The sequence below is a fragment of the Burkholderia sp. F1 genome (genome assembly GCF_050813845.1).
Taxonomy (GTDB): domain Bacteria; phylum Pseudomonadota; class Gammaproteobacteria; order Burkholderiales; family Burkholderiaceae; genus Burkholderia; species Burkholderia ubonensis.
The window spans coordinates 2,345,500-2,363,884 of record NZ_CP172421.1 but is presented as its reverse complement, the minus strand read 5'-3'; the positions used below and the strand labels follow the sequence as shown (position 1 = coordinate 2,363,884).

18 protein-coding genes are annotated in these 18,385 nt (G+C 67.9%); 10 read left to right on the top strand and 8 right to left on the bottom strand.

What is annotated here, in order from left to right:
• Nucleotides 1-4 precede the first annotated feature (4 nt).
• The 4 genes from ACFIMZ_RS11115 to ACFIMZ_RS11100 all read right to left on the bottom strand — a co-directional run bounded on the left by ACFIMZ_RS11115 (nucleotide 5) and on the right by ACFIMZ_RS11100 (nucleotide 3,832).
• Nucleotides 5-1,156: a DegT/DnrJ/EryC1/StrS family aminotransferase gene (locus tag ACFIMZ_RS11115; RefSeq protein WP_431819563.1), complete on the bottom strand. Its 1,152-nt coding sequence runs from the start codon at nucleotides 1,154-1,156 to the stop codon at nucleotides 5-7.
• Nucleotides 1,157-1,277: 121 nt separating this feature from the next.
• On the bottom strand, nucleotides 1,278-1,649 hold the full coding sequence (locus ACFIMZ_RS11110; RefSeq protein WP_431819562.1) for an EamA family transporter: 372 nt from the start codon (nucleotides 1,647-1,649) through the stop codon (nucleotides 1,278-1,280).
• A 12-nt stretch (nucleotides 1,650-1,661) separates the two neighbouring features.
• Nucleotides 1,662-3,344 carry a glycosyltransferase family 39 protein gene (locus tag ACFIMZ_RS11105; RefSeq protein WP_431819561.1) on the bottom strand — a complete coding sequence of 561 codons (1,683 nt, stop codon included), beginning with the start codon at nucleotides 3,342-3,344 and terminating at the stop codon, nucleotides 1,662-1,664.
• Nucleotides 3,345-3,457: 113 nt separating this feature from the next.
• Complete coding sequence (locus tag ACFIMZ_RS11100) at nucleotides 3,458-3,832, bottom strand: Mth938-like domain-containing protein (protein ID WP_431819560.1); 375 nt, start codon at nucleotides 3,830-3,832, stop codon at nucleotides 3,458-3,460.
• Nucleotides 3,833-4,140: 308 nt separating this feature from the next.
• On the opposite strand from ACFIMZ_RS11100, the gene ACFIMZ_RS11095 reads away from it, so the two are divergent.
• The 6 genes from ACFIMZ_RS11095 (at nucleotide 4,141) to moaE (ending at nucleotide 10,516) form a co-directional block, all read left to right on the top strand.
• Nucleotides 4,141-5,379, top strand: a complete 1,239-nt coding sequence (locus ACFIMZ_RS11095; protein WP_059893887.1) for a pyridoxal phosphate-dependent aminotransferase — start codon at nucleotides 4,141-4,143, stop codon at nucleotides 5,377-5,379.
• A 54-nt stretch (nucleotides 5,380-5,433) separates the two neighbouring features.
• Entirely contained in the window at nucleotides 5,434-6,762 is a 1,329-nt protein-coding gene (locus ACFIMZ_RS11090) for a homoserine dehydrogenase (protein ID WP_431819559.1), read from the top strand.
• A gap of 17 nt (nucleotides 6,763-6,779) precedes the next feature.
• Nucleotides 6,780-8,231 (top strand): threonine synthase, encoded by a 1,452-nt coding sequence (gene thrC, locus ACFIMZ_RS11085; protein WP_431819558.1) that lies wholly within the window; start codon nucleotides 6,780-6,782, stop codon nucleotides 8,229-8,231.
• A gap of 274 nt (nucleotides 8,232-8,505) precedes the next feature.
• Nucleotides 8,506-9,753 (top strand): molybdopterin molybdotransferase MoeA, encoded by a 1,248-nt coding sequence (locus ACFIMZ_RS11080; protein ID WP_431819557.1) that lies wholly within the window; start codon nucleotides 8,506-8,508, stop codon nucleotides 9,751-9,753.
• 19 nt (nucleotides 9,754-9,772) lie between these two features.
• Entirely contained in the window at nucleotides 9,773-10,030 is a 258-nt protein-coding gene (gene moaD, locus ACFIMZ_RS11075) for a molybdopterin converting factor subunit 1 (protein ID WP_431819556.1), read from the top strand.
• A 9-nt stretch (nucleotides 10,031-10,039) separates the two neighbouring features.
• Nucleotides 10,040-10,516, top strand: a complete 477-nt coding sequence (gene moaE / locus ACFIMZ_RS11070) for a molybdopterin synthase catalytic subunit MoaE (protein WP_431819555.1) — start codon at nucleotides 10,040-10,042, stop codon at nucleotides 10,514-10,516.
• 146 nt (nucleotides 10,517-10,662) lie between these two features.
• Here the strand turns inward: moaE and ACFIMZ_RS11065 are convergent, their stop codons facing one another.
• The gene (locus ACFIMZ_RS11065; RefSeq protein ID WP_431819554.1) at nucleotides 10,663-11,211 is read right to left on the bottom strand and encodes a group III truncated hemoglobin; all 549 of its coding nucleotides are present in this window, start codon (nucleotides 11,209-11,211) and stop codon (nucleotides 10,663-10,665) included.
• A gap of 172 nt (nucleotides 11,212-11,383) precedes the next feature.
• On the opposite strand from ACFIMZ_RS11065, the gene ACFIMZ_RS11060 reads away from it, so the two are divergent.
• Both ACFIMZ_RS11060 and clpB read left to right on the top strand, forming a co-directional pair.
• Nucleotides 11,384-11,881 (top strand): Rrf2 family transcriptional regulator, encoded by a 498-nt coding sequence (locus tag ACFIMZ_RS11060; RefSeq protein ID WP_431819553.1) that lies wholly within the window; start codon nucleotides 11,384-11,386, stop codon nucleotides 11,879-11,881.
• Between the two features lie 144 nt (nucleotides 11,882-12,025).
• Nucleotides 12,026-14,623, top strand: coding sequence for an ATP-dependent chaperone ClpB (clpB, locus tag ACFIMZ_RS11055; protein ID WP_431819552.1), 2,598 nt, complete (start codon nucleotides 12,026-12,028; stop codon nucleotides 14,621-14,623).
• Between the two features lie 110 nt (nucleotides 14,624-14,733).
• Here clpB and ACFIMZ_RS11050 read toward each other — a convergent pair whose 3' ends face one another.
• On the bottom strand, nucleotides 14,734-15,165 hold the full coding sequence (locus tag ACFIMZ_RS11050; protein ID WP_431819551.1) for a YidB family protein: 432 nt from the start codon (nucleotides 15,163-15,165) through the stop codon (nucleotides 14,734-14,736).
• Between the two features lie 86 nt (nucleotides 15,166-15,251).
• Nucleotides 15,252-15,869, bottom strand: a complete 618-nt coding sequence (locus ACFIMZ_RS11045; protein ID WP_431819550.1) for a ComEA family DNA-binding protein — start codon at nucleotides 15,867-15,869, stop codon at nucleotides 15,252-15,254.
• Between the two features lie 277 nt (nucleotides 15,870-16,146).
• Here ACFIMZ_RS11045 and ACFIMZ_RS11040 point away from each other — a divergent pair, with 277 nt between their 5' ends.
• Together ACFIMZ_RS11040 and ACFIMZ_RS11035 are read left to right on the top strand one after the other, a co-directional pair.
• Nucleotides 16,147-16,599: a MerR family transcriptional regulator gene (locus tag ACFIMZ_RS11040; protein WP_431819549.1), complete on the top strand. Its 453-nt coding sequence runs from the start codon at nucleotides 16,147-16,149 to the stop codon at nucleotides 16,597-16,599.
• Complete coding sequence (locus ACFIMZ_RS11035) at nucleotides 16,583-16,990, top strand: carboxymuconolactone decarboxylase family protein (RefSeq protein WP_431819548.1); 408 nt, start codon at nucleotides 16,583-16,585, stop codon at nucleotides 16,988-16,990. The genes ACFIMZ_RS11040 and ACFIMZ_RS11035 overlap by 17 nt, the downstream gene beginning before the upstream one ends.
• 31 nt (nucleotides 16,991-17,021) lie before the next feature.
• On the opposite strand, the gene ACFIMZ_RS11030 is transcribed toward ACFIMZ_RS11035, so the two are convergent.
• Nucleotides 17,022-18,383: an MATE family efflux transporter gene (locus ACFIMZ_RS11030; protein ID WP_431819547.1), complete on the bottom strand. Its 1,362-nt coding sequence runs from the start codon at nucleotides 18,381-18,383 to the stop codon at nucleotides 17,022-17,024.
• Nucleotides 18,384-18,385 lie beyond the last annotated feature (2 nt).

Here is an 18,385-nt window from a genome sequence, read left to right as displayed (position 1 = left end):
AGGCTTACTTTCCGTATTGTTCGCAAATCTGGTTGATGGCGTCGACGACGCGACGCACGTCGTCTTCCGTCATCTGCGTGAAGAGGGGCAGCGTGACGGTCGACGCGCCGTACCGTTCGGCGTGGGGGAACATGCCCTCCTTGAAGCCGCGCGCGCGGTACAGCGAGAAAAGATGGATGGCCGGGTAGTGGATCCCGGTGCCGATGCCGCGCTCCTTCATCTGCGCCATGAACTCGCCGCGGGTGATCGACAGCCGCTCGAGCGGCAGCGTGACGAGGAACATGTGCCAGTTGCCGTGCTCGAATTCGGCGAGCGGCAGGCCGAGGCCGAGCTTCGCCGCCGGGCCGCCTTCGAAGGCGGCGAAGTACGCGCGGGCGAGCGCATGGCGCTTCGCGGTGAAGCGCTCGAGGTGCGGCAGCTGGCCGAGGCCGACGCGCGCGGCGACGTCGGTCAGGTTGTACTTGCCGCCGAGCACGTCGCAGTCCATCCCGTCGAAGCCGGTGCGCGTGATGCCCTGCAGCCGGTACTTCTGCGCGAGGATCGCCTCGTCCTCGTTGTTGAGCACGAGCGCGCCGCCCTCGATCGTCGTGAGATTCTTGTTCGCGTGGAAGCTGAACGACACGATGTCGCCGATTGCGCCAATGCGCTTGCCCTTCCACGTCGAGCCGAGCGCCTGCGCGGCGTCCTCGATCACGCGCAGGTTGTGCGCGCGCGCGATCGCGTACAGGCGGTCCATGTCGACCGGCAGGCCGGCCAGGTAGACCGGGATGATCGCCTTCGTGCGCGGCGTGATCGCCTTTTCGAGCAGGTCGAGGTCGATGTTGCGGGTGACCGGGTCGATGTCGGCGAACACCGGCGTCGCGCCGGTCTCGAGAATCACGTTGCTGGTCGACACCCAGGACGCGGGCGACGTGATCACCTCGTCGCCGGGGCCGACGCCGGCGATGCGCAGGCCGATCTCGAGCGTGCAGGTGCCCGAATTGAACGCGCGCACCGGGCGGCCGCCGCAGTACTCGGACAGTGCGGCCTCGAAGCGCTGGTTCTGCGGGCCGGTGGTGATCCAGCCCGAGCGCAGCACCTCGACGACGCCCTGGATGGTTTCCTCGTCGATTTCCGGGCGCGTGAACGGCAGGAAGGGAACGGTAGTCTGGCTCATGAACGCGTGACTCGCAATGGCGTGTGAAAAGGGTCGGGCGCTTGCCCGAAACCGGCATTAAACACCGGTTGACGGATTCGTACCGTGATTTTTTGTAGGCAGGTGCTTAACGGCGGGCGGCTCAGCTGCGCGCGAGCACGAACACCCCGACCAGGATGATGCCGATGCCGACGAGCCGGTGGACGGACAGCACCTCGCCGAACAGGTACCACGCGGCGAACGCGTTGACGACGTAGCCGAGCGACAGCATCGGATACGCGATCGACACGTCGACCCGCGACAGCCCGACGATCCAGACGACGACGCTGAGCACGTAGCACCCGAGGCCGCCGATGATCGGCAACTGGGTCGCGATCTTCAGGCCGACGGGCACGATGTTTGCACGGGTGAATTCGAAGTGCCCAACGGCGTTGACGCCGGCTTTGAGCAGCAGTTGCGCGCATGCGTTGAGCATGACGCCGGTGATGATGCAGACGAGCGAGATCGGGTTCACGGGGCGGCGTCCTTACGATTGCGGCTTTTCGACGATCACGCGGCGGTTGTCGCGCGCGATCACGCGCATCGGCAGGCCGGCCTTGGCGAGATCGTTGTAGCGGTTCACCGGCATGATCGCGAGTGCGTAGCGCTCGTTGTTCCAGCGGGCGATCCACTCGTCGACGGTCGGGATCCACTTGTCCGGCTCGACCGAGATGCCGAATGCGAGCTCGTCCGTGCGCGCGACCATGATCGTCGTGTGGCCGACGTAGAACGGGAACGTGTGGTCGAGCATTTCGATCGAGTAGAACGGCGTGTCGGCCGGCAGCTTCGCCAGTTCGGCGCGCACCGCGGGCGCGAGCAGCGCGCCCGAGCTGTAGCGGCCGAACTCGTCGTGGCCGGTGCCGCCGATCGTGCCGAACGCGAGCCACGCGGCGCCGAACGCGGTGATCGCGGCGGCGACGCCGGCGCGCGCATGGCGGTTGAGCCACGCGGCGGCGAGCGTCAGCACGGCCGCGACCGCGAGGCCCGCGTACAGCCACAGCTGGAATGCGCGGTACTGCGCGTTCGGCGTGCGCGCATCGCCCTGGTAGGCGAGGAAGATGATGCCGAACGCCGCGACGACCAGGAACACGAGGTAGCCGAGCAGGTGGCGGCGGAAGCGGTCGGCCGGCACGAGCGGCAGGTACGCGCCGATCATGAGCGCGAGCGCCGGCGCGACCGGCAGCACGTACGAGATCAGCTTCGAATGCGACGCGCTGAAGAACAGGAATATGAACGCGCTCCAGATCATCAGCACGAGCATCGGCGCGAAGCCGTTCGGCTGGCGCGGCATGCGCAGCGCATGGCGGAGGCTCTGCCACGCGACCGACAGCCACGGCAGGAAGCCGACCAGCAGCACCGGCACGAAGTAATAGAAGGGGCCGGGACGATTCTGTTCCGGGGTCAGATACCGTCGGAACTGCTGGACGACGAAGAAGAAATTGAAGAATTCCGGGTTGCGCTGCTGGACCAGCACGAACCACGGCGTGACGATCGCGAAGAAGATCACGAGCCCGCTGACGACGTACAGGCGCTTCCACAGCGCCCAGTCGCGCGCGACCAGCGTATAGAGCACCAGCACGGCGCCGGGCAGGATCAGGCCGACGAGGCCCTTGGACAGTACCGCGAGCGCCATCGACGCCCAGCACACCCACATCCAGCCGCGCGCGGCGGCGGGCCGCAGCCCGGGGCGCTGCGCGAGCAGCAGCGCGCAGAGCGTGATGGTCATCCAGAGCGCCAGGCCCATGTCGAGCGCGTTGAAATGGCCCATCAGGTTCCAGTACGGCGAGCACGCGAGCACGACGGCCGCGAGGAAGCCGGACAGCGGGTTGAACAGGCGCGCGCCGGTGAAGCCGACGATCAGCACGCCCGCGAAGCTCGCGAGCGCGGTATAGAGGCGCGCCTGCCACTCGCCGATGCCGAACCACGCGAACGTGAGCGCGTTGAGCCAGGTCTGCAGCGGCGGCTTCTCGAAGTACTTGTAGCCGTTGTAGCGCGGCGTGATCCAGTCGCCGGTGACGAACATCTCGCGCGCCATCTCGGCGTAGCGGCCTTCGTCGCTGGGAATCAGGTGGCGCAAGCCGAGCGGCGCGAACCAGATGACGGCGAGCGCGAGGATCAGGAGGGCGAGCGCGGTGCGATTGAGCGGTAGCCTCGACGGCGTATCGTTCATGGAAGTTTCAGCCTGTTGGTTGTTGTGATGTGCCGCCGCCGGCTTGCGACGGGGCATGCGCCGGACCGGGGATCGGACCCGGTGCGCCGGCGAGAGTTTTACCGCATCGGCGATTAACGTTCAATTAAGAGCGCGGCGGCGACTTTGCGGCCTTCGGCCATCAGGATGTTGTAGGTGCGGCAGGCGGCCTGGAAATCCATCGTCTCGACGCCGATGCGCCGCGCGGTGAGCGCCGCGACGAGGCGCGGATGCGGGAAGCGCAGGCGGGTGCCGCTGCCGAAGATCACGACCTCGGGCGCCGGTTCGAGCAGCATCGCGAAATGTTCGGGCGCGAGCGCGTCGAACGACGACACCGGCCACGCGAGCACCGGCCCGCCGGGCAGCACGATGACGCTCTGTTCGTGACGCTCGAGATTGACGTCGACATAATCGGGGCCATAGCCGGTAACGGTGTTGAGCGCGCCGCTCGCGTCCTGGTGCAGTTTCAAATCAGTATGTCCGCAGTTCCGATAAGGTGTTCGATGGGGCCGCCCGGGCGGCCGATTTCGAGCTCGGTGCGCGCGGGACGCCTGACGGCGCGGGCCCGGCGCGGCTTTGTGCATTGCGAAAGTCGGCCAAAATCCGCTAAATTATAACTTTTTGGTCGCCCCCGGGCGCCAACCGCGTCGTGCGTCGCCACAAGCCGCGCCCGGCCGCCGCAAAATCGTCCAGCCTAGACAGCGCGCGCAAACCGGCCGCTCTCCAGTTTCGATTCCCGTCCCCAGGCCGCCAGGCATTATCCAGGAACCGTGTCGTCGTGAAACCGATCCAGAAATCGAACAAGCTGCTCAACGTCTGCTACGACATCCGTGGCCCGGTGCTCGAGCACGCGAAGCGCCTCGAGGAAGAAGGCCACCGCATCATCAAGCTGAACATCGGCAACCTTGCGCCGTTCGGTTTCGACGCGCCGGACGAGATCATCCAGGACATGATCCGCAACCTGCCGACGTCGTCGGGCTATTCGGACTCGAAGGGCGTGTTCTCGGCGCGCAAGGCGGTGATGCACTACACGCAGCAGAAGGGCGTGGTCGGGGTCGGCCTCGACGACATCTACATCGGCAACGGCGCGTCCGAGCTGATCGTGATGGCGACCCAGGCGCTGCTGAACGACGGCGACGAGGTGCTGCTGCCGGCGCCCGATTATCCGCTTTGGACGGCGGCGGTCAGCCTGTCGGGCGGCACGCCGGTCCACTACATCTGCGACGAGCAGAACGACTGGATGCCCGACCTCGACGACATCCGCCGCAAGATCACGCCGAATACGAAGGCGATCGTCGTGATCAACCCGAACAACCCGACGGGCGCGCTTTATTCGGACGAATTGCTGCTCGAACTGCTCGAGATCGCGCGCCAGCACGGGCTGATCGTGTTCGCCGACGAGGTCTACGACAAGATCGTCTACGACGGCCGCGAGCACACGGCGATGGGCGCGCTGTCGGAGGACGTGATCACCGTCACGTTCAACAGCCTGTCGAAGAGCTACCGCTCGTGCGGCTACCGCGCGGGCTGGATGGCCGTGTCGGGCCTGGGCGGGGACAACCGCCGGCGCGCGAAGGACTATCTCGAGGGGCTCGGCATCCTGTCGTCGATGCGGCTGTGCGCGAACGTGCCGGGGCAGTTCGCGATCCAGACGGCGCTCGGCGGCTACCAGAGCATCAACGAGCTGATCGTGCCGTCGGGGCGCCTCTACAAGCAGCGCGAGCTCGCGTACGACATGCTCACGTCGATTCCGGGCGTGACCTGCGTGAAGCCGCAGGCCGCGCTCTACATGTTCCCGCGGCTCGACCCGAAGCTCTATCCGATCCAGAACGACCAGCAGTTCATTCTCGACCTGCTGCTCGAGGAACGCGTGCTGCTCGTGCAGGGCACCGGCTTCAACTGGCCGACGCCGGATCACTTCCGCGTCGTGTTCCTGCCGAATCTCGACGACCTGACCGATTCGATCGACCGGATCGCGCGTTTCCTCGACGGCTATCGCAAGCGTCATTCGGTCTGAGCCGGGCGACACCGCGCCATCCGTTTTTAACTTTTACTCACGATCACACGCAGCATGGAACCGATCAAAGTTGGCCTGTTGGGCTTCGGCACGGTAGGCAGCGGCACCTTCAAGGTGCTGCGCCGCAACCAGGAAGAAATCAAGCGACGCGCGGGGCGCGGCATCGAGGTGGCCCGCATCGCGGTGCGCAACCCGGCCAAGGCCCAGGCCGCGCTCGGCGGCGATGCCGGCAGCGCGCGGATCACCGATGACTTCAACGCGGTCGTCGACGATCCGTCGATCGCGATCATCGCCGAGATGATCGGCGGCACCGGCGTCGCGCGCGAGCTCGTGCTGCGCGCGATCGCGAACGGCAAGCACGTCGTGACCGCGAACAAGGCGCTGCTCGCGGTGCACGGCACCGAGATCTTCGAGGCGGCGCGCGAGAAGGGCGTGATGGTCGCGTTCGAGGCGGCCGTCGCCGGCGGCATCCCGATCATCAAGGCGCTGCGCGAAGGCCTGACCGCGAACCGCATCCAGTACATCGCCGGCATCATCAACGGCACGACCAACTACATCCTGTCGGAAATGCGCGACCGCGGCCTCGATTTCGCGACCGCGCTGAAGGCCGCGCAGGAGCTCGGCTACGCGGAAGCCGACCCGACCTTCGACATCGAGGGCATCGACGCCGCGCACAAGGCGACGATCATGAGCGCGATCGCGTTCGGCGTGCCGGTGCAGTTCGACCGCGCGTACGTCGAAGGCATCAGCAAGCTCGACGCGACCGACATCCGCTACGCGGAAGAGCTCGGCTACCGGATCAAGCTGCTCGGCATCACGCGCCGCGCCGAAAACGGCATCGAGCTGCGCGTGCACCCGACGCTGATTCCCGAGAAGCGCCTGCTCGCGAACGTCGAGGGCGCGATGAACGCGGTCGTCGTGCACGGCGATGCGGTCGGCACGACGCTGTACTACGGCAAGGGCGCGGGCGCGGAGCCGACCGCGTCGGCGGTCGTCGCGGATCTCGTCGACGTCACGCGCCTGCACACGGCCGACCCCGAGCATCGCGTGCCGCATCTCGCGTTCCAGCCGGACAGCCTGTCGAACACGCCGATCCTGCCGATCGAGGAAGTGACGAGCGGCTACTACCTGCGCCTGCGCGTCGCCGACCAGACCGGCGTGCTCGCGGACATCACGCGCATCCTCGCCGAGTCGGGCATCTCGATCGACGCGCTGCTGCAGAAGGAGTCGGAGCAGGTCGACGACGCGAACGGCGAGACCGACATCATCCTGATCACGCACGTGACCATCGAGAAGAACGTGAACGCGGCGATCGCGCGGATCGAGGATCTCGCGACGGTCGTCTCGAAGGTGACGAAGCTGCGCATGGAAGCGCTGAACTGAGGACTGAGGCGGAACACATGAATTACATCTCCACGCGCGGCGCCGGCATCGGCGAGCGCCACACGTTCTCCGACATCCTGCTCGGCGGCCTCGCGAAGGACGGCGGACTCTACCTGCCGGCCGAGTACCCGAAGGTGTCCGCCGACGAGCTCGCGCGCTGGCGCACGCTGCCGTATGCGGATCTCGCGTTCGAGATCCTGTCGAAGTTCAGCGACGACATCCCGGCCGACGACCTGCGCGCGATCACGCGCCGCACCTACACCGCCGATGTCTATCGCAATACGCGCCACGGCGAGAACGCGGCCGACATCACGCCGCTGAAGACGCTCGGCACCGAGAACGGCGCGCCGATCTCGCTGCTCGAGCTGTCGAACGGCCCGACGCTCGCGTTCAAGGACATGGCGATGCAGCTGCTCGGCAACCTGTTCGAGTACACGCTCGCGAAGCACGGCAAAGCGCTGAACATCCTCGGCGCGACGTCGGGCGACACCGGCAGCGCGGCCGAGTACGCGATGCGCGGCAAGGCCGGCGTGCGCGTGTTCATGCTGTCGCCGCACAAGAAGATGAGCGCGTTCCAGACGGCCCAGATGTTCAGCCTGCAGGATCCGAACATCTTCAACCTCGCGGTCGAGGGCGTGTTCGATGACTGCCAGGACATCGTGAAGGCCGTGTCCAACGATCACGCGTACAAGGCGCAGCACAAGATCGGCACGGTCAACTCGATCAACTGGGCGCGCGTCGTCGCGCAGGTCGTCTACTACTTCAAGGGCTACTTCGCCGCGACGACGAGCAACGACGAGCGCGTGTCGTTCACGGTGCCGTCGGGCAACTTCGGCAACGTGTGCGCGGGCCACATCGCGCGGATGATGGGCCTGCCGATCGCAAAGCTCGTCGTCGCGACCAACGAGAACGACGTGCTCGACGAGTTCTTCCGCACCGGCGCATACCGCGTGCGCAGCGCCGAGCAGACGTACCACACGAGCAGCCCGAGCATGGACATCTCGAAGGCGTCGAACTTCGAGCGCTTCGTGTTCGACCTGCTCGGCCGCGATCCGGCGCGCGTGATGCAGCTGTTCCGCGACGTCGAGGAAAAGGGCGGCTTCGACCTGACGGCAAGCGGCGATTTCGCGCGCGTCGCGGAATTCGGGTTCGTGTCGGGCAGCAGCAACCATACGGACCGGATCGCGACGATCCGCGACGTGTTCGCGCGCTATGCGACGACGATCGATACGCATACCGCCGACGGCGTGAAGGTCGCACGCGAGCATCTCGATGCGGGCGTGCCGATGGTGGTGCTCGAGACGGCGCAGCCGATCAAGTTCGGCGAGACGATCCGCGAAGCGCTCGATCGGGAGCCGGAGCGGCCGGCCGCGTTCGACGGGCTGGAGGCGCTGCCGCAGCGCTTCGAGGTCGTGAAGGCCGACGCGCAGCAGGTCAAGGACTTCATCGCCGCGCATACGGGCGCGTGACGCGCTGCCGGGCCGCGCACCCGGCAACGCCGGACGGCCGGAACGCCGATTCGTCGAACGGATCGGGGTTCCGGCCGTTTTGCCTGGCGGCGCCTGGCGGCAGGTCCGGCCCGGCTGCCCGCCCGGTCGGGCCTGCCGCCACGCGCCGCGCGCAACAAGCGCCAGTGCCGCGCATCCGCGCCGATCACAGTTCCCGCATGCCCGCCATATCGCGCGCCGGCGCGGCGGCGTCGCTACAATGATGTATTGCACCCAACGATCCCCGATTCAATCGATGTCGCATCCGAATCCCGCGGCGCCGCGCGCGCCGATGCTGTCGACCGCCGAAGCGCTCGGCGCGCTGCTCGACGCCGCGGCGCCGCTGCCCGGCGCCGAATCCGTCGCCACCCTCGACGCGCTGGGGCGCGTGCTGGCCGCCGACGTCGAATCGCCGCTCGACGTGCCGCCGATGCACACCAGCGCGATGGACGGCTACGCGGTGCGCGTTGCCGACCTGTTGCACGGCGACCGGCGCCTGCCGGTGTCGCAGCGCATTCCGGCCGGTCATCCGGCCGCGCCGCTCGCCGCCGGCACGGCGGCGCGCATCTTCACCGGCGCGACGGTGCCGCCCGGCGCCGACGCGGTCGTGATGCAGGAGCAGACCGAAGCCGACGGCGACGCGGTCGAGATCCTGCATACGCCGAAGCCCGGCGAATGGATCACCGCGCAAGGCGCCGACATCCGGCGCGGCGCGGTGATCCTGCCCGCCGGCGCCCGGCTGACGCCGCAGGCGCTCGGGCTGGCCGCGTCGGTCGGCTGCGCGCAGCTGTCGGTCGCGCGGCGGATCAAGGTTGCGGTGTTCTTCACCGGCGACGAGCTGACGATGCCCGGCGAGCCGCTCAAGCCGGGCGCGATCTACAACTCGAACCGCTTCACGCTGCGCGGGCTGCTCGAACGGCTCGGCTGCCACGTGACCGATTACGGGATCGTGCCCGATTCGCTCGCCGCGACCCGCGATACGCTGCGCGAGGCCGCACGCGACCACGACGTGATCCTCACGAGCGGCGGCGTGTCGGTCGGCGACGAGGACCACGTGAAGCCCGCGGTCGAGGCCGAAGGCCGGCTCGCGCTGTGGCAGATCGCGATGAAGCCCGGCAAGCCGCTCGCGTTCGGCGCGATCCGGCGCGGCGACAGCCGGCCCGACGCGCATTTCATCGGGCTGCCCGGCAATCCGGTGTCGAGCTTCGTCACGTTCCTGCTGTTCGTCCGGCCGTTCCTGCTGCGCCTGTCCGGCGTGCGCGACGTCGCGCCGCGGGCGCTGTCGCTGCGCGCCGACTTCACGCAGGGCAAGTCCGACCGGCGCAACGAATTCCTGCGCGCGCGCATCAATTCGGCGGGCGGCCTCGACCTGTTCCCGAACCAGAGCTCGGCGGTGCTGACGTCGACGGTGTGGGGCGACGGCCTGATCGACAATCCGCCGCACCATGCGATCAGCGCGGGCGAGACCGTCCGCTTCCTGCCGTTTTCCGAACTGCTGTCCTGACGGGGCCGCGCCTTTCGACATGAAGATTCAACTGAAATTTTTTGCGAGCGTCCGTGAGGCGCTGGGCGTCGCCGACGAGCAGGTCGATGTGCCGGACGGCGTGACGACCGTCGGCGACGTGCGCGCGTGGTTGCGCATGCGCGGCGGCGCGTGGGCCGACACGCTCGCGGAAGGCCGCGCGCTGCGCATGGCCTGCAATCACGAAATGACCGACGCCGGCACGCGGATCACCGACGGCTGCGAGGTCGCGTTCTTTCCGCCGGTGACGGGCGGCTGAGGAGGCGCGATGGCAACGGTGCGAGTCCAGGCCGACGATTTCGACCTGAATGCCGAGGTGGCGGCGCTGCGCGCGCGCAATCCGAAGATTGGCGCGATTGCCTGCTTCGTCGGCACGGTGCGCGACCTGAACGACGGCGATTCGGTCGCCGCGATGGAGCTCGAGCACTATCCGGGGATGACCGAGAAGGCGCTCGAGCAGATCGCCGCCGACGCGTGCCGGCGCTGGCCGGGCATCGACGTCGCGATCGTGCACCGGGTCGGCAAGCTTTACCCGCTCGACCAGATCGTGCTGGTCGCGACGGTTGCCGCGCACCGCGGCGACGCGTTCGCGTCGTGCGAGTTCGTGATGGACTACCTGAAGACCCAGGCGCCGTTCTGGAAGAAGGAAACGACGTCTGACGGCGAGCGCTGGGTGGATGCCCGCAGCACCGACGACGCCGCGCTCGCGCGCTGGGGCGTCGAATCGGGCAACGCACCGCGCTGAGCGCGGCTCACGGTAAGGAAGGGGCCCACCGGTCGCCGGCGGGCGTTGCGCGCGGGCCACGCAGGGGCCGCGTCACTGCGTCGCGGCGGGACGGAGCCTGCGTCAAAGCGTCACGTGGGCAGCTCCGCGCGGCTGCTCCGCGTGGCTCAATCCTCTGACGAACCGCGCCCGATGATCTTCGCCGGGAACGGCTCGCCGCGCGAGCGCGACGGCAGGTGATCGGGATCGTCGCGGCGGCGCGGCGCGACCGCGTCGAGCAGCGCCTGCTGTTCGGGCGGAATCTGGTAATCCCAGCCGAAGCGGCTCAACTGCAGGCTTTGCGCGATCCGCAGCGCCGGCTCCATGAAGCGGACCGCCGCGGGCGGCGTGTAGCGCGCTTCGACCGTATTCAGGAACAGCGCCAGCCAGCGGCTGAAATGCACGGGCTCGAGGCCGTCGAGCGGCTGGTGCGCCTGCTGCACGTTGCCGCGATAGCCCTTGGTGCCGAGCACGAGGCTCGACCAGAAGGTCACCATCTTCGGCAGGTGCTCGTCCCAGCGGCCGGCCAGCTTGCCGTCGAACACGGGCCCGAGCAGCGGATCGGCGCGCACGCGGTCGTAGAACGCGTAGACGAGCGCGCGGATGTTGTCTTCAGTGGGTTCCGTGTCGCGGGGCCGGTTCGATGCGGCGTCGGGCGGGGTAGGCGTGGCGGTCATGACGATAAAGGGGCCGGGCGAAGGGCGGGACGCCGGCATGATTTTGACGCACAATAACGTCGGCCAACCCCTCGATAAACGTGCTGATGCCCCGCATCTTATTGCGCGCCGGCCGTCCCGGCAACCGGGGCGCGCGTAATCAGCGCACGATCATCAAACACCGCTTTCATCCATGAGACTGACCGACTACACCGACTACTCGCTGAGAGTCATGCTGTACCTCGCCGTGCGCGGCGAGGGGCTCGCGACGATCCAGGAGATTTCGGACGCCTACGGCATCTCGAAGAACCATCTGATGAAGGTCGTGCAGCGCCTCGGCGAGCTCGGCTGGGTCGATACCGTCCGCGGCCGCAACGGCGGGCTGCGGCTGTTCCCGCACTCGGCGCGGCTGACGGTGGGCCAGGTCGTGCGCGAGACCGAGAACGATTTCGCGCTGGTCGGCTGCTTTGCCGGCGGAGAATCGTCGCGCGCGTGCGTCATCGAGCCGCAGTGCCGCCTGAAGGGCGTGCTGGCGGCGGCGCGCGACGCGTTCTTCGCGGAGCTCGACCGGCACACGCTCGGCGAGCTCGCGCAGCCTGCGTCGCCGCTCGCGGCGCTGCTCGGCGTCAAGCCGATCGCCTTCGTGCGGGACGCGGCAGCGCCCGCCGAGCCGTCGCCGCTCGCCAGCTGACGCGTGCGCCACGCACTGCGGGCCGCCCGTTCGCAGATTGCGCCGGTCCACGAACACTTTTGTGCTGAATCAACAGGAATCCGCTTGAAAGCCGCATAACGATCCTCATTTGGGTGTTAATCGAAAATTGGAGGTCTCTACCAAATGAGAATCGACAAGCTCACCACCAAATTCCAGGAAGCGCTGGCGGATGCGCAAAGCCTCGCGGCTGGCCGCGACAATCAATACATCGAACCGGCTCACGTGCTGGCCGCGCTGATCGCGCAGCAGGACGGCTCGGCGCGCTCGCTGATGTCGCGCGCGGGCGTTCACGTACAGGCGCTGCAAGGCGCGCTGAACGAGGCGATCTCGCGCCTGCCGCAAGTGACGGGCACGGGCGGCGACATCCAGCTCGGCCGCGAGCTGGTCGGCCTGCTGAACCAGGCGGACAAGGAAGCGCAGAAGCTCAACGACACGTTCATCGCGAGCGAGATGTTCCTGCTCGCGGCCGCCGACGACAAGGGCGAGGTCGGCCGGCTCGCGCGCCAGCACGGCCTGACGCGCAAGGCGCTCGAAGCCGCGATCGCCGCGGTGCGCGGCGGCTCGCAGGTGCACAGCCAGGACGCGGAAAGCCAGCGCGAGGCGCTGAAGAAATACACGGTCGACCTGACCGAGCGCGCCCGCGCGGGCAAGCTCGATCCGGTGATCGGCCGTGACGACGAAATCCGCCGCTCGATCCAGATCCTGCAGCGCCGCACCAAGAACAACCCGGTGCTGATCGGCGAGCCGGGCGTCGGCAAGACCGCGATCGTCGAAGGGCTCGCGCAGCGGATCGTCAACGGCGAGGTGCCGGAGACGCTGAAGGGCAAGCGCGTGCTGTCGCTCGACATGGCGGCGCTGCTCGCCGGTGCGAAGTATCGCGGCGAATTCGAGGAGCGCCTGAAGGCGGTGCTCAACGACATCGCGAAGGACGAAGGCCAGACGATCGTCTTCATCGACGAAATCCACACGATGGTCGGCGCGGGCAAGGCCGAAGGCGCGCTGGATGCGGGCAACATGCTGAAGCCGGCGCTGTCGCGAGGCGAGCTGCACTGCATCGGCGCGACCACGCTCGACGAATACCGCAAGTACATCGAGAAGGACGCCGCGCTCGAGCGCCGCTTCCAGAAGGTGCTCGTCGACGAGCCGAGCGTCGAGGCGACGATCGCGATCCTGCGCGGGCTGCAGGAGAAGTACGAGCTGCACCACGGCGTCGACATCACCGACCCGGCGATCGTCGCCGCGGCCGAGCTGTCGCATCGCTACATCACCGACCGCTTCCTGCCGGACAAGGCGATCGACCTGATCGACGAGGCGGCGTCGAAGATCAAGATGGAAATCGATTCGAAGCCCGAAGAGATGGACAAGCTCGACCGCCGGCTGATCCAGCTGAAGATCGAGCGCGAGGCCGTGAAGAAGGAGCAGGACGAAGCGTCGCAAAAGCGCCTGCAGCTGATCGAGGAAGAAATCGAACGGCTCGGCCGCGAATACTCGGACCTCGAGGAGATCTGGACCGCCGAGAAGGCCGCGGTGCAGGGCAGCGCGCAGCTCAAGGAAGAGATCGAGAAGGTGCGCGCCGACATCGCGCGCCTGCAGCGTGAAGGCAAGCTCGAGAAGGTCGCTGAGCTGCAGTACGGCAAGCTGCCGCAGCTCGATGCGCAGTTGAAGCAGGTCACGCAGGCCGAAGAGCGGGAGCAGCACAACCCGACGCGTCCGCGTCTGCTGCGCACGCAGGTCGGCGCGGAGGAAATCGCGGAAGTCGTGTCGCGCGCCACCGGCATTCCGGTGGCGCGGATGATGCAGGGCGAGCGTGAGAAGCTGCTGCACATCGAGGAGAAGCTGCACGAGCGCGTGGTCGGCCAGAACGAGGCGATCGACGCGGTTGCCGATGCGATCCGCCGTTCGCGCGCGGGTCTCGCCGATCCGAACCGCCCGTACGGCTCGTTCCTGTTCCTCGGCCCGACGGGCGTCGGCAAGACCGAGCTGTGCAAGGCGCTCGCGGCGTTCCTGTTCGACTCGGAAGAGCACCTGATCCGCATCGACATGAGCGAGTTCATGGAGAAGCACAGCGTCGCGCGGCTGATCGGCGCGCCGCCGGGCTATGTCGGCTACGAGGAAGGCGGCTACCTGACGGAAGCCGTGCGCCGCAAGCCGTACAGCGTGATCCTGCTCGACGAGATCGAGAAGGCGCATCCGGATGTGTTCAACGTGCTGCTGCAGGTGCTCGACGACGGCCGGATGACGGACGGGCAGGGCCGCACGGTCGACTTCAAGAACACGGTGATCGTGATGACGTCGAACCTCGGCTCGCAGGTGATCCAGGCGATGACCGGTTCGCCGCAGGAAGAGATCAAGGACGCGGTGTGGCTCGAGGTGAAGCAGCATTTCCGCCCCGAGTTCCTGAACCGGATCGACGACGTCGTCGTGTTCCATGCGCTCGACCGCAGCAACATCCAGTCGATCGCGAAGATCCAGCTCGCCCGCCTGCACGACCGGCTCGCGAAGCTCGACATGGCGCTCGACGTGTCGGAAGCGGCGCTCGAGCAGATCGGCAAGGTCGGCTACGATCCGCTGTTCGGCGCGCGGCCGCTCAAGCGCGCGATCCAGCAGGAGATCGAGAACCCGGTCGCGAAGCTGATCCTCGCGGGCCGTTTCGGTCCGAAGGACGTGATTCCGGTCGACGTCCGGGACGGCACGTTCGTGTTCGATCGCGTCGTCCACTGAGCGCGCGAGTCTCGGTGCGGACCCGGCGCGGGATGCCGGGTCGCCAAAAGCAAACACCCCGCCGCGAGGCGGGGTGTTTTTTCATCCGGCGTGCAACTGCCGGCTCAGGCTCACGCCTGCTTGTTGCCGCCGAACAGGCCCGCGAGCTGCGTCAGCGTGCCGAGCACGTTCGCCGTGTCGACCTGGCCGTCGGCCGGCACTTCGCCGTTCGGCGTCGCATGGTTGACGATGTGCGGCAGCACCTGTGCGAGGATGCCCGACGCCTGCGCCGGATCGACACCGAACTTGCTCGCCAGCGCACCGACCGCGTCGGAGCCGAGCACGTTCTGCAGCGTGTCGGCCGAGATCGGCTGGTTCTCGCCGGTGCCGACCCACGAGCCGATGATGTCGCCGGCGCCGCCGGCCTTGAACTTCTCGATCAGGCCGTTCAGGCCGCCCGGCTGGTTGTTGACGAATTCGAGCGCCGCCGACAGCAGCGCGCTTTGCGAATTGCCGCCGGCCTGGCCGCCGAGCAGACCGCCGACGATGTCGAGTAGACCCATGATTCTTCACCTTCAATGAAACGGCGCCGCGACGGCGGCGCCCGTGGAACGAAGCCGCGCGCGCATTGCTGCGCGCGCGGCGCGCATCAGGCGCCCGACGCCGCGGCGGCGGAGGCGGCCTTGTCTTTCTTGCCTTTCTTCTTGGAACCCTTCGTTGCCTTCGCGGACGACGCGTCGGCCGGCGCGCTTGCGTCCGCGACCGGCGCCGATGCGCCGGCGGCCACTGCGGCCTTGTCCTTCTTCGACGCGCGTTTTGCCTTGGCCGGCTTCGACGCCGCTTCCGGCGCGCTCGCGGCCGGCGCCGACGCGGTGGTCGTCGTGGCGCCTGTCGTGGCCGGAGCCATCGTGCCCGGCGTTGCGGCTGGCTTCGTCGCAGGCGCCGTCGTGCCCGCCGTCGCGGCGGACTTCGACGCCTTCACGCCTTTCGGCGGCGTCGACGAGCCGCCGATCGTCAGGCCGTTTTCCTCGAGATGCGCGACCGACTTCGTGCCGAGGCCCTTCACGCGGTTCGCGAGATCGTCAGCATCCTTGAACGGGCCGTTCTTGGTGCGCTCGTCGATGATCGCCTTCGACTTCACGGGCCCGAGACCCTTGACGGACTCGAGCGCGGCCTGGTCGGCCGTGTTGACTTCGACCGCCGCGGCGAAGGCCGCGGTCAGCGACAGCGATAGCGCGACGAACAGCATCAGCAGCTTTTTCAGCATGGCAAAGGCTCCCTGGTTCGAACGGATGAATGGCTGTTGCAACGGACGGCGGGCGGCGCGGGGCCGGGCGTTGCCGTTAAGCATAGGACAAGTGCGTGCCCTTTTTAAGACAGGCTGCCGGAATCTTGCTGAACGCTTGCGCTGCTGTAAAGGGCGCAGGTCCCGCCGAAGCGCGGTTTTGACGATGTTTGACGGAATCGCCGCTCACGTTGCGCTGGCCGTCGACAGAGCATTGACTTAGAGTGAACTCTAAGTCCTAACCTTGAGCCTGTCTGTCATGTCAACCGTATCGAAGACTTCCGCCGCACGCGCCCTGACGATCGGTCAGGTTGCCGAACTGATGGGCGTGTCGGCGCACACGTTGCGCTACTACGAGCAGGCGGGCCTGCTGCGCGCGATCGCGCGCACGCCGGCCGGGCACCGGCTGTACGCGCCGGCCGACCTCGACTGGCTGCGCTTCGTGATGCGACTGAAGGCGACCGGCATGCCGATCGCGCAAATGCAGCGCTTCGCCGCATTGCGTGCACGCGGCGAGCCGACGCTCGGCGCGCGCCGCGAACTGCTGGTCGCGCATCGCGATGCGGTGCGCGCGCATATCGCGGAGCTGCAGGCGAGCCTCGACGTGATCGGCGAGAAGATCGCCTATTACGAGACGGCGGAGCGCGATGCGGGGCGACAGGCGACATCCCCACAACCGGAACAGGGCACATGCAATGGAACGACTCGCTGACGACCGCTACACGCGCGGCTGGAACAAACTGAAGGAAATCGACGGCGACGTGGGCGAGCGAGTGATCGCGGCGCTCGCGCCGATCGCGCCGGATTTCGGCCGGCTGCTGGTCGAATTCGGCTTCGGCGACATCTACAGCCGGCCGCAGCTCGACCTGAGGGCGCGCGAGATCGCGACGATTGCCGCGCTCGCCGCGCTGGGCAACGCGCAGCCGCAACTCAAGGTGCATATCGAGGCGGCGCTGAACGTCGGCTGCACGCGCGACGAGATTGTCGAAGTGTTCATGCAGATGGCCGTCTACGCGGGGTTTCCGGCCGCGCTGAATGCGCTGTTTGCCGCGCACGAGGTGTTCCGGCGGCGCGACGGCGAGGCAGGAGCGCAGGCCGCCTGACGCGGGATGTGCGTGCCCGTCATGCGCGCTTTCAGGCGGGCTCGGGCGAGGGCGCCGGTGCGCGGCTCACGTGCCGCAGGTACAGCGCGAGCCCGGCGGCCGCCAGCATCAGGCTCATCGTGTTCGCGAACCAGAAGCCGCGCGCGCCGGTCAGCCACGCAGGCGAGTAGCCGCCGACGTCGAAGCCGAGCAGGTAGCCGCCGCCGAGCCCGACGCCCCACAGCGCGACCGCGTAGATGACGGTCGGCACGACCGCGACCTTGTACGCGCGCAGCGCGAACGCGGACGTGACCTGCAGCGCGTCGAAGAAGTGATAGCAGGTGACGATCGCGACGAGCGGCATCGCGGCCGCGGCGACTGCCGGGTTCGGCGTGTAGCCGCCGACGATCAGCGGGCGCAGCGCGAACACCAGCAGGCCATACAGCGCAGCGATCCCGCACGCGAGCGTCACGCCGTGCCGGCCGAGCAGCCGGGCTTCGTCGGGCTGCCCGGCGCCGAGCGCCCGGGCGACGAGCGTTGACGTAGCGACGCCGATCGACAGCGGCGTCATGTACAGCACGCCACTGATGTTGGCGGCGATCTGGTGCCCGGCGAGCGTCGTCGTGCCGAACTGCGCGATGAAGAGCGCCATGCAGGTGAAGGACGTGACCTCGATCAGGTACGACAGGCCCATCGGCACGCCGAGCTTCAGGATCGCCTTCTGGCGCGCCCAGACCGGCCAGCAGAAGCGCGAGAAGATCGCGAGCGGCGCGAACACGTCGAGCTTCGCGAGCAGCGTGAAGCCGACCAGCGCGAGCGCCCAGTTGATCACCGTGCTCGCGAGCCCGCACCCCGGGCCGCCGAGCGCCGGCACGCCAAGCCCGCCGAAGATGAACCAGACGTTCAGGGGAAACTTGAGCGCGAGCGCACCGATCTGCAGGACCATCGCGAGGCGGGGCTTGCCGGCCGCGTTGGTGAGCGCGCCGTAGATCCGGAACATGAGGCTCGCCGGCAGCCCGAACGACAGGAGGCGCAGATAGGCGACGGTGCGCTCGTGCAGCGCGGCGGGTGCGTGCGCGAGGCGCAGCAGCGGTTCGGGGAAATGCAGCAGCAGGAAGCCGGGCACCGCGAGCAGCGCGGCGAGCCACAGCGCCTGGCGGACTTCCTCGCCGATCTCGGCGTAGCGCCGCGCGCCGTACAACTGGCCGGTGATCGGCTGCAGCGCGGACAGGATGCCCGTCAGGCCGATGAAGATCGACAGGTAGATCGATGCGCCGAGCCCGAGCGCGGCGAGATCGATGGCGGAGAAGCGGCCGACCATCGCGGTGTCGGTCACGCCGAACGCAATGATCGCGAGCTGGCCGACGAGCACCGGCCACGCGAGGCCGATGATCCGACGGATGTCGGCCAGCATCG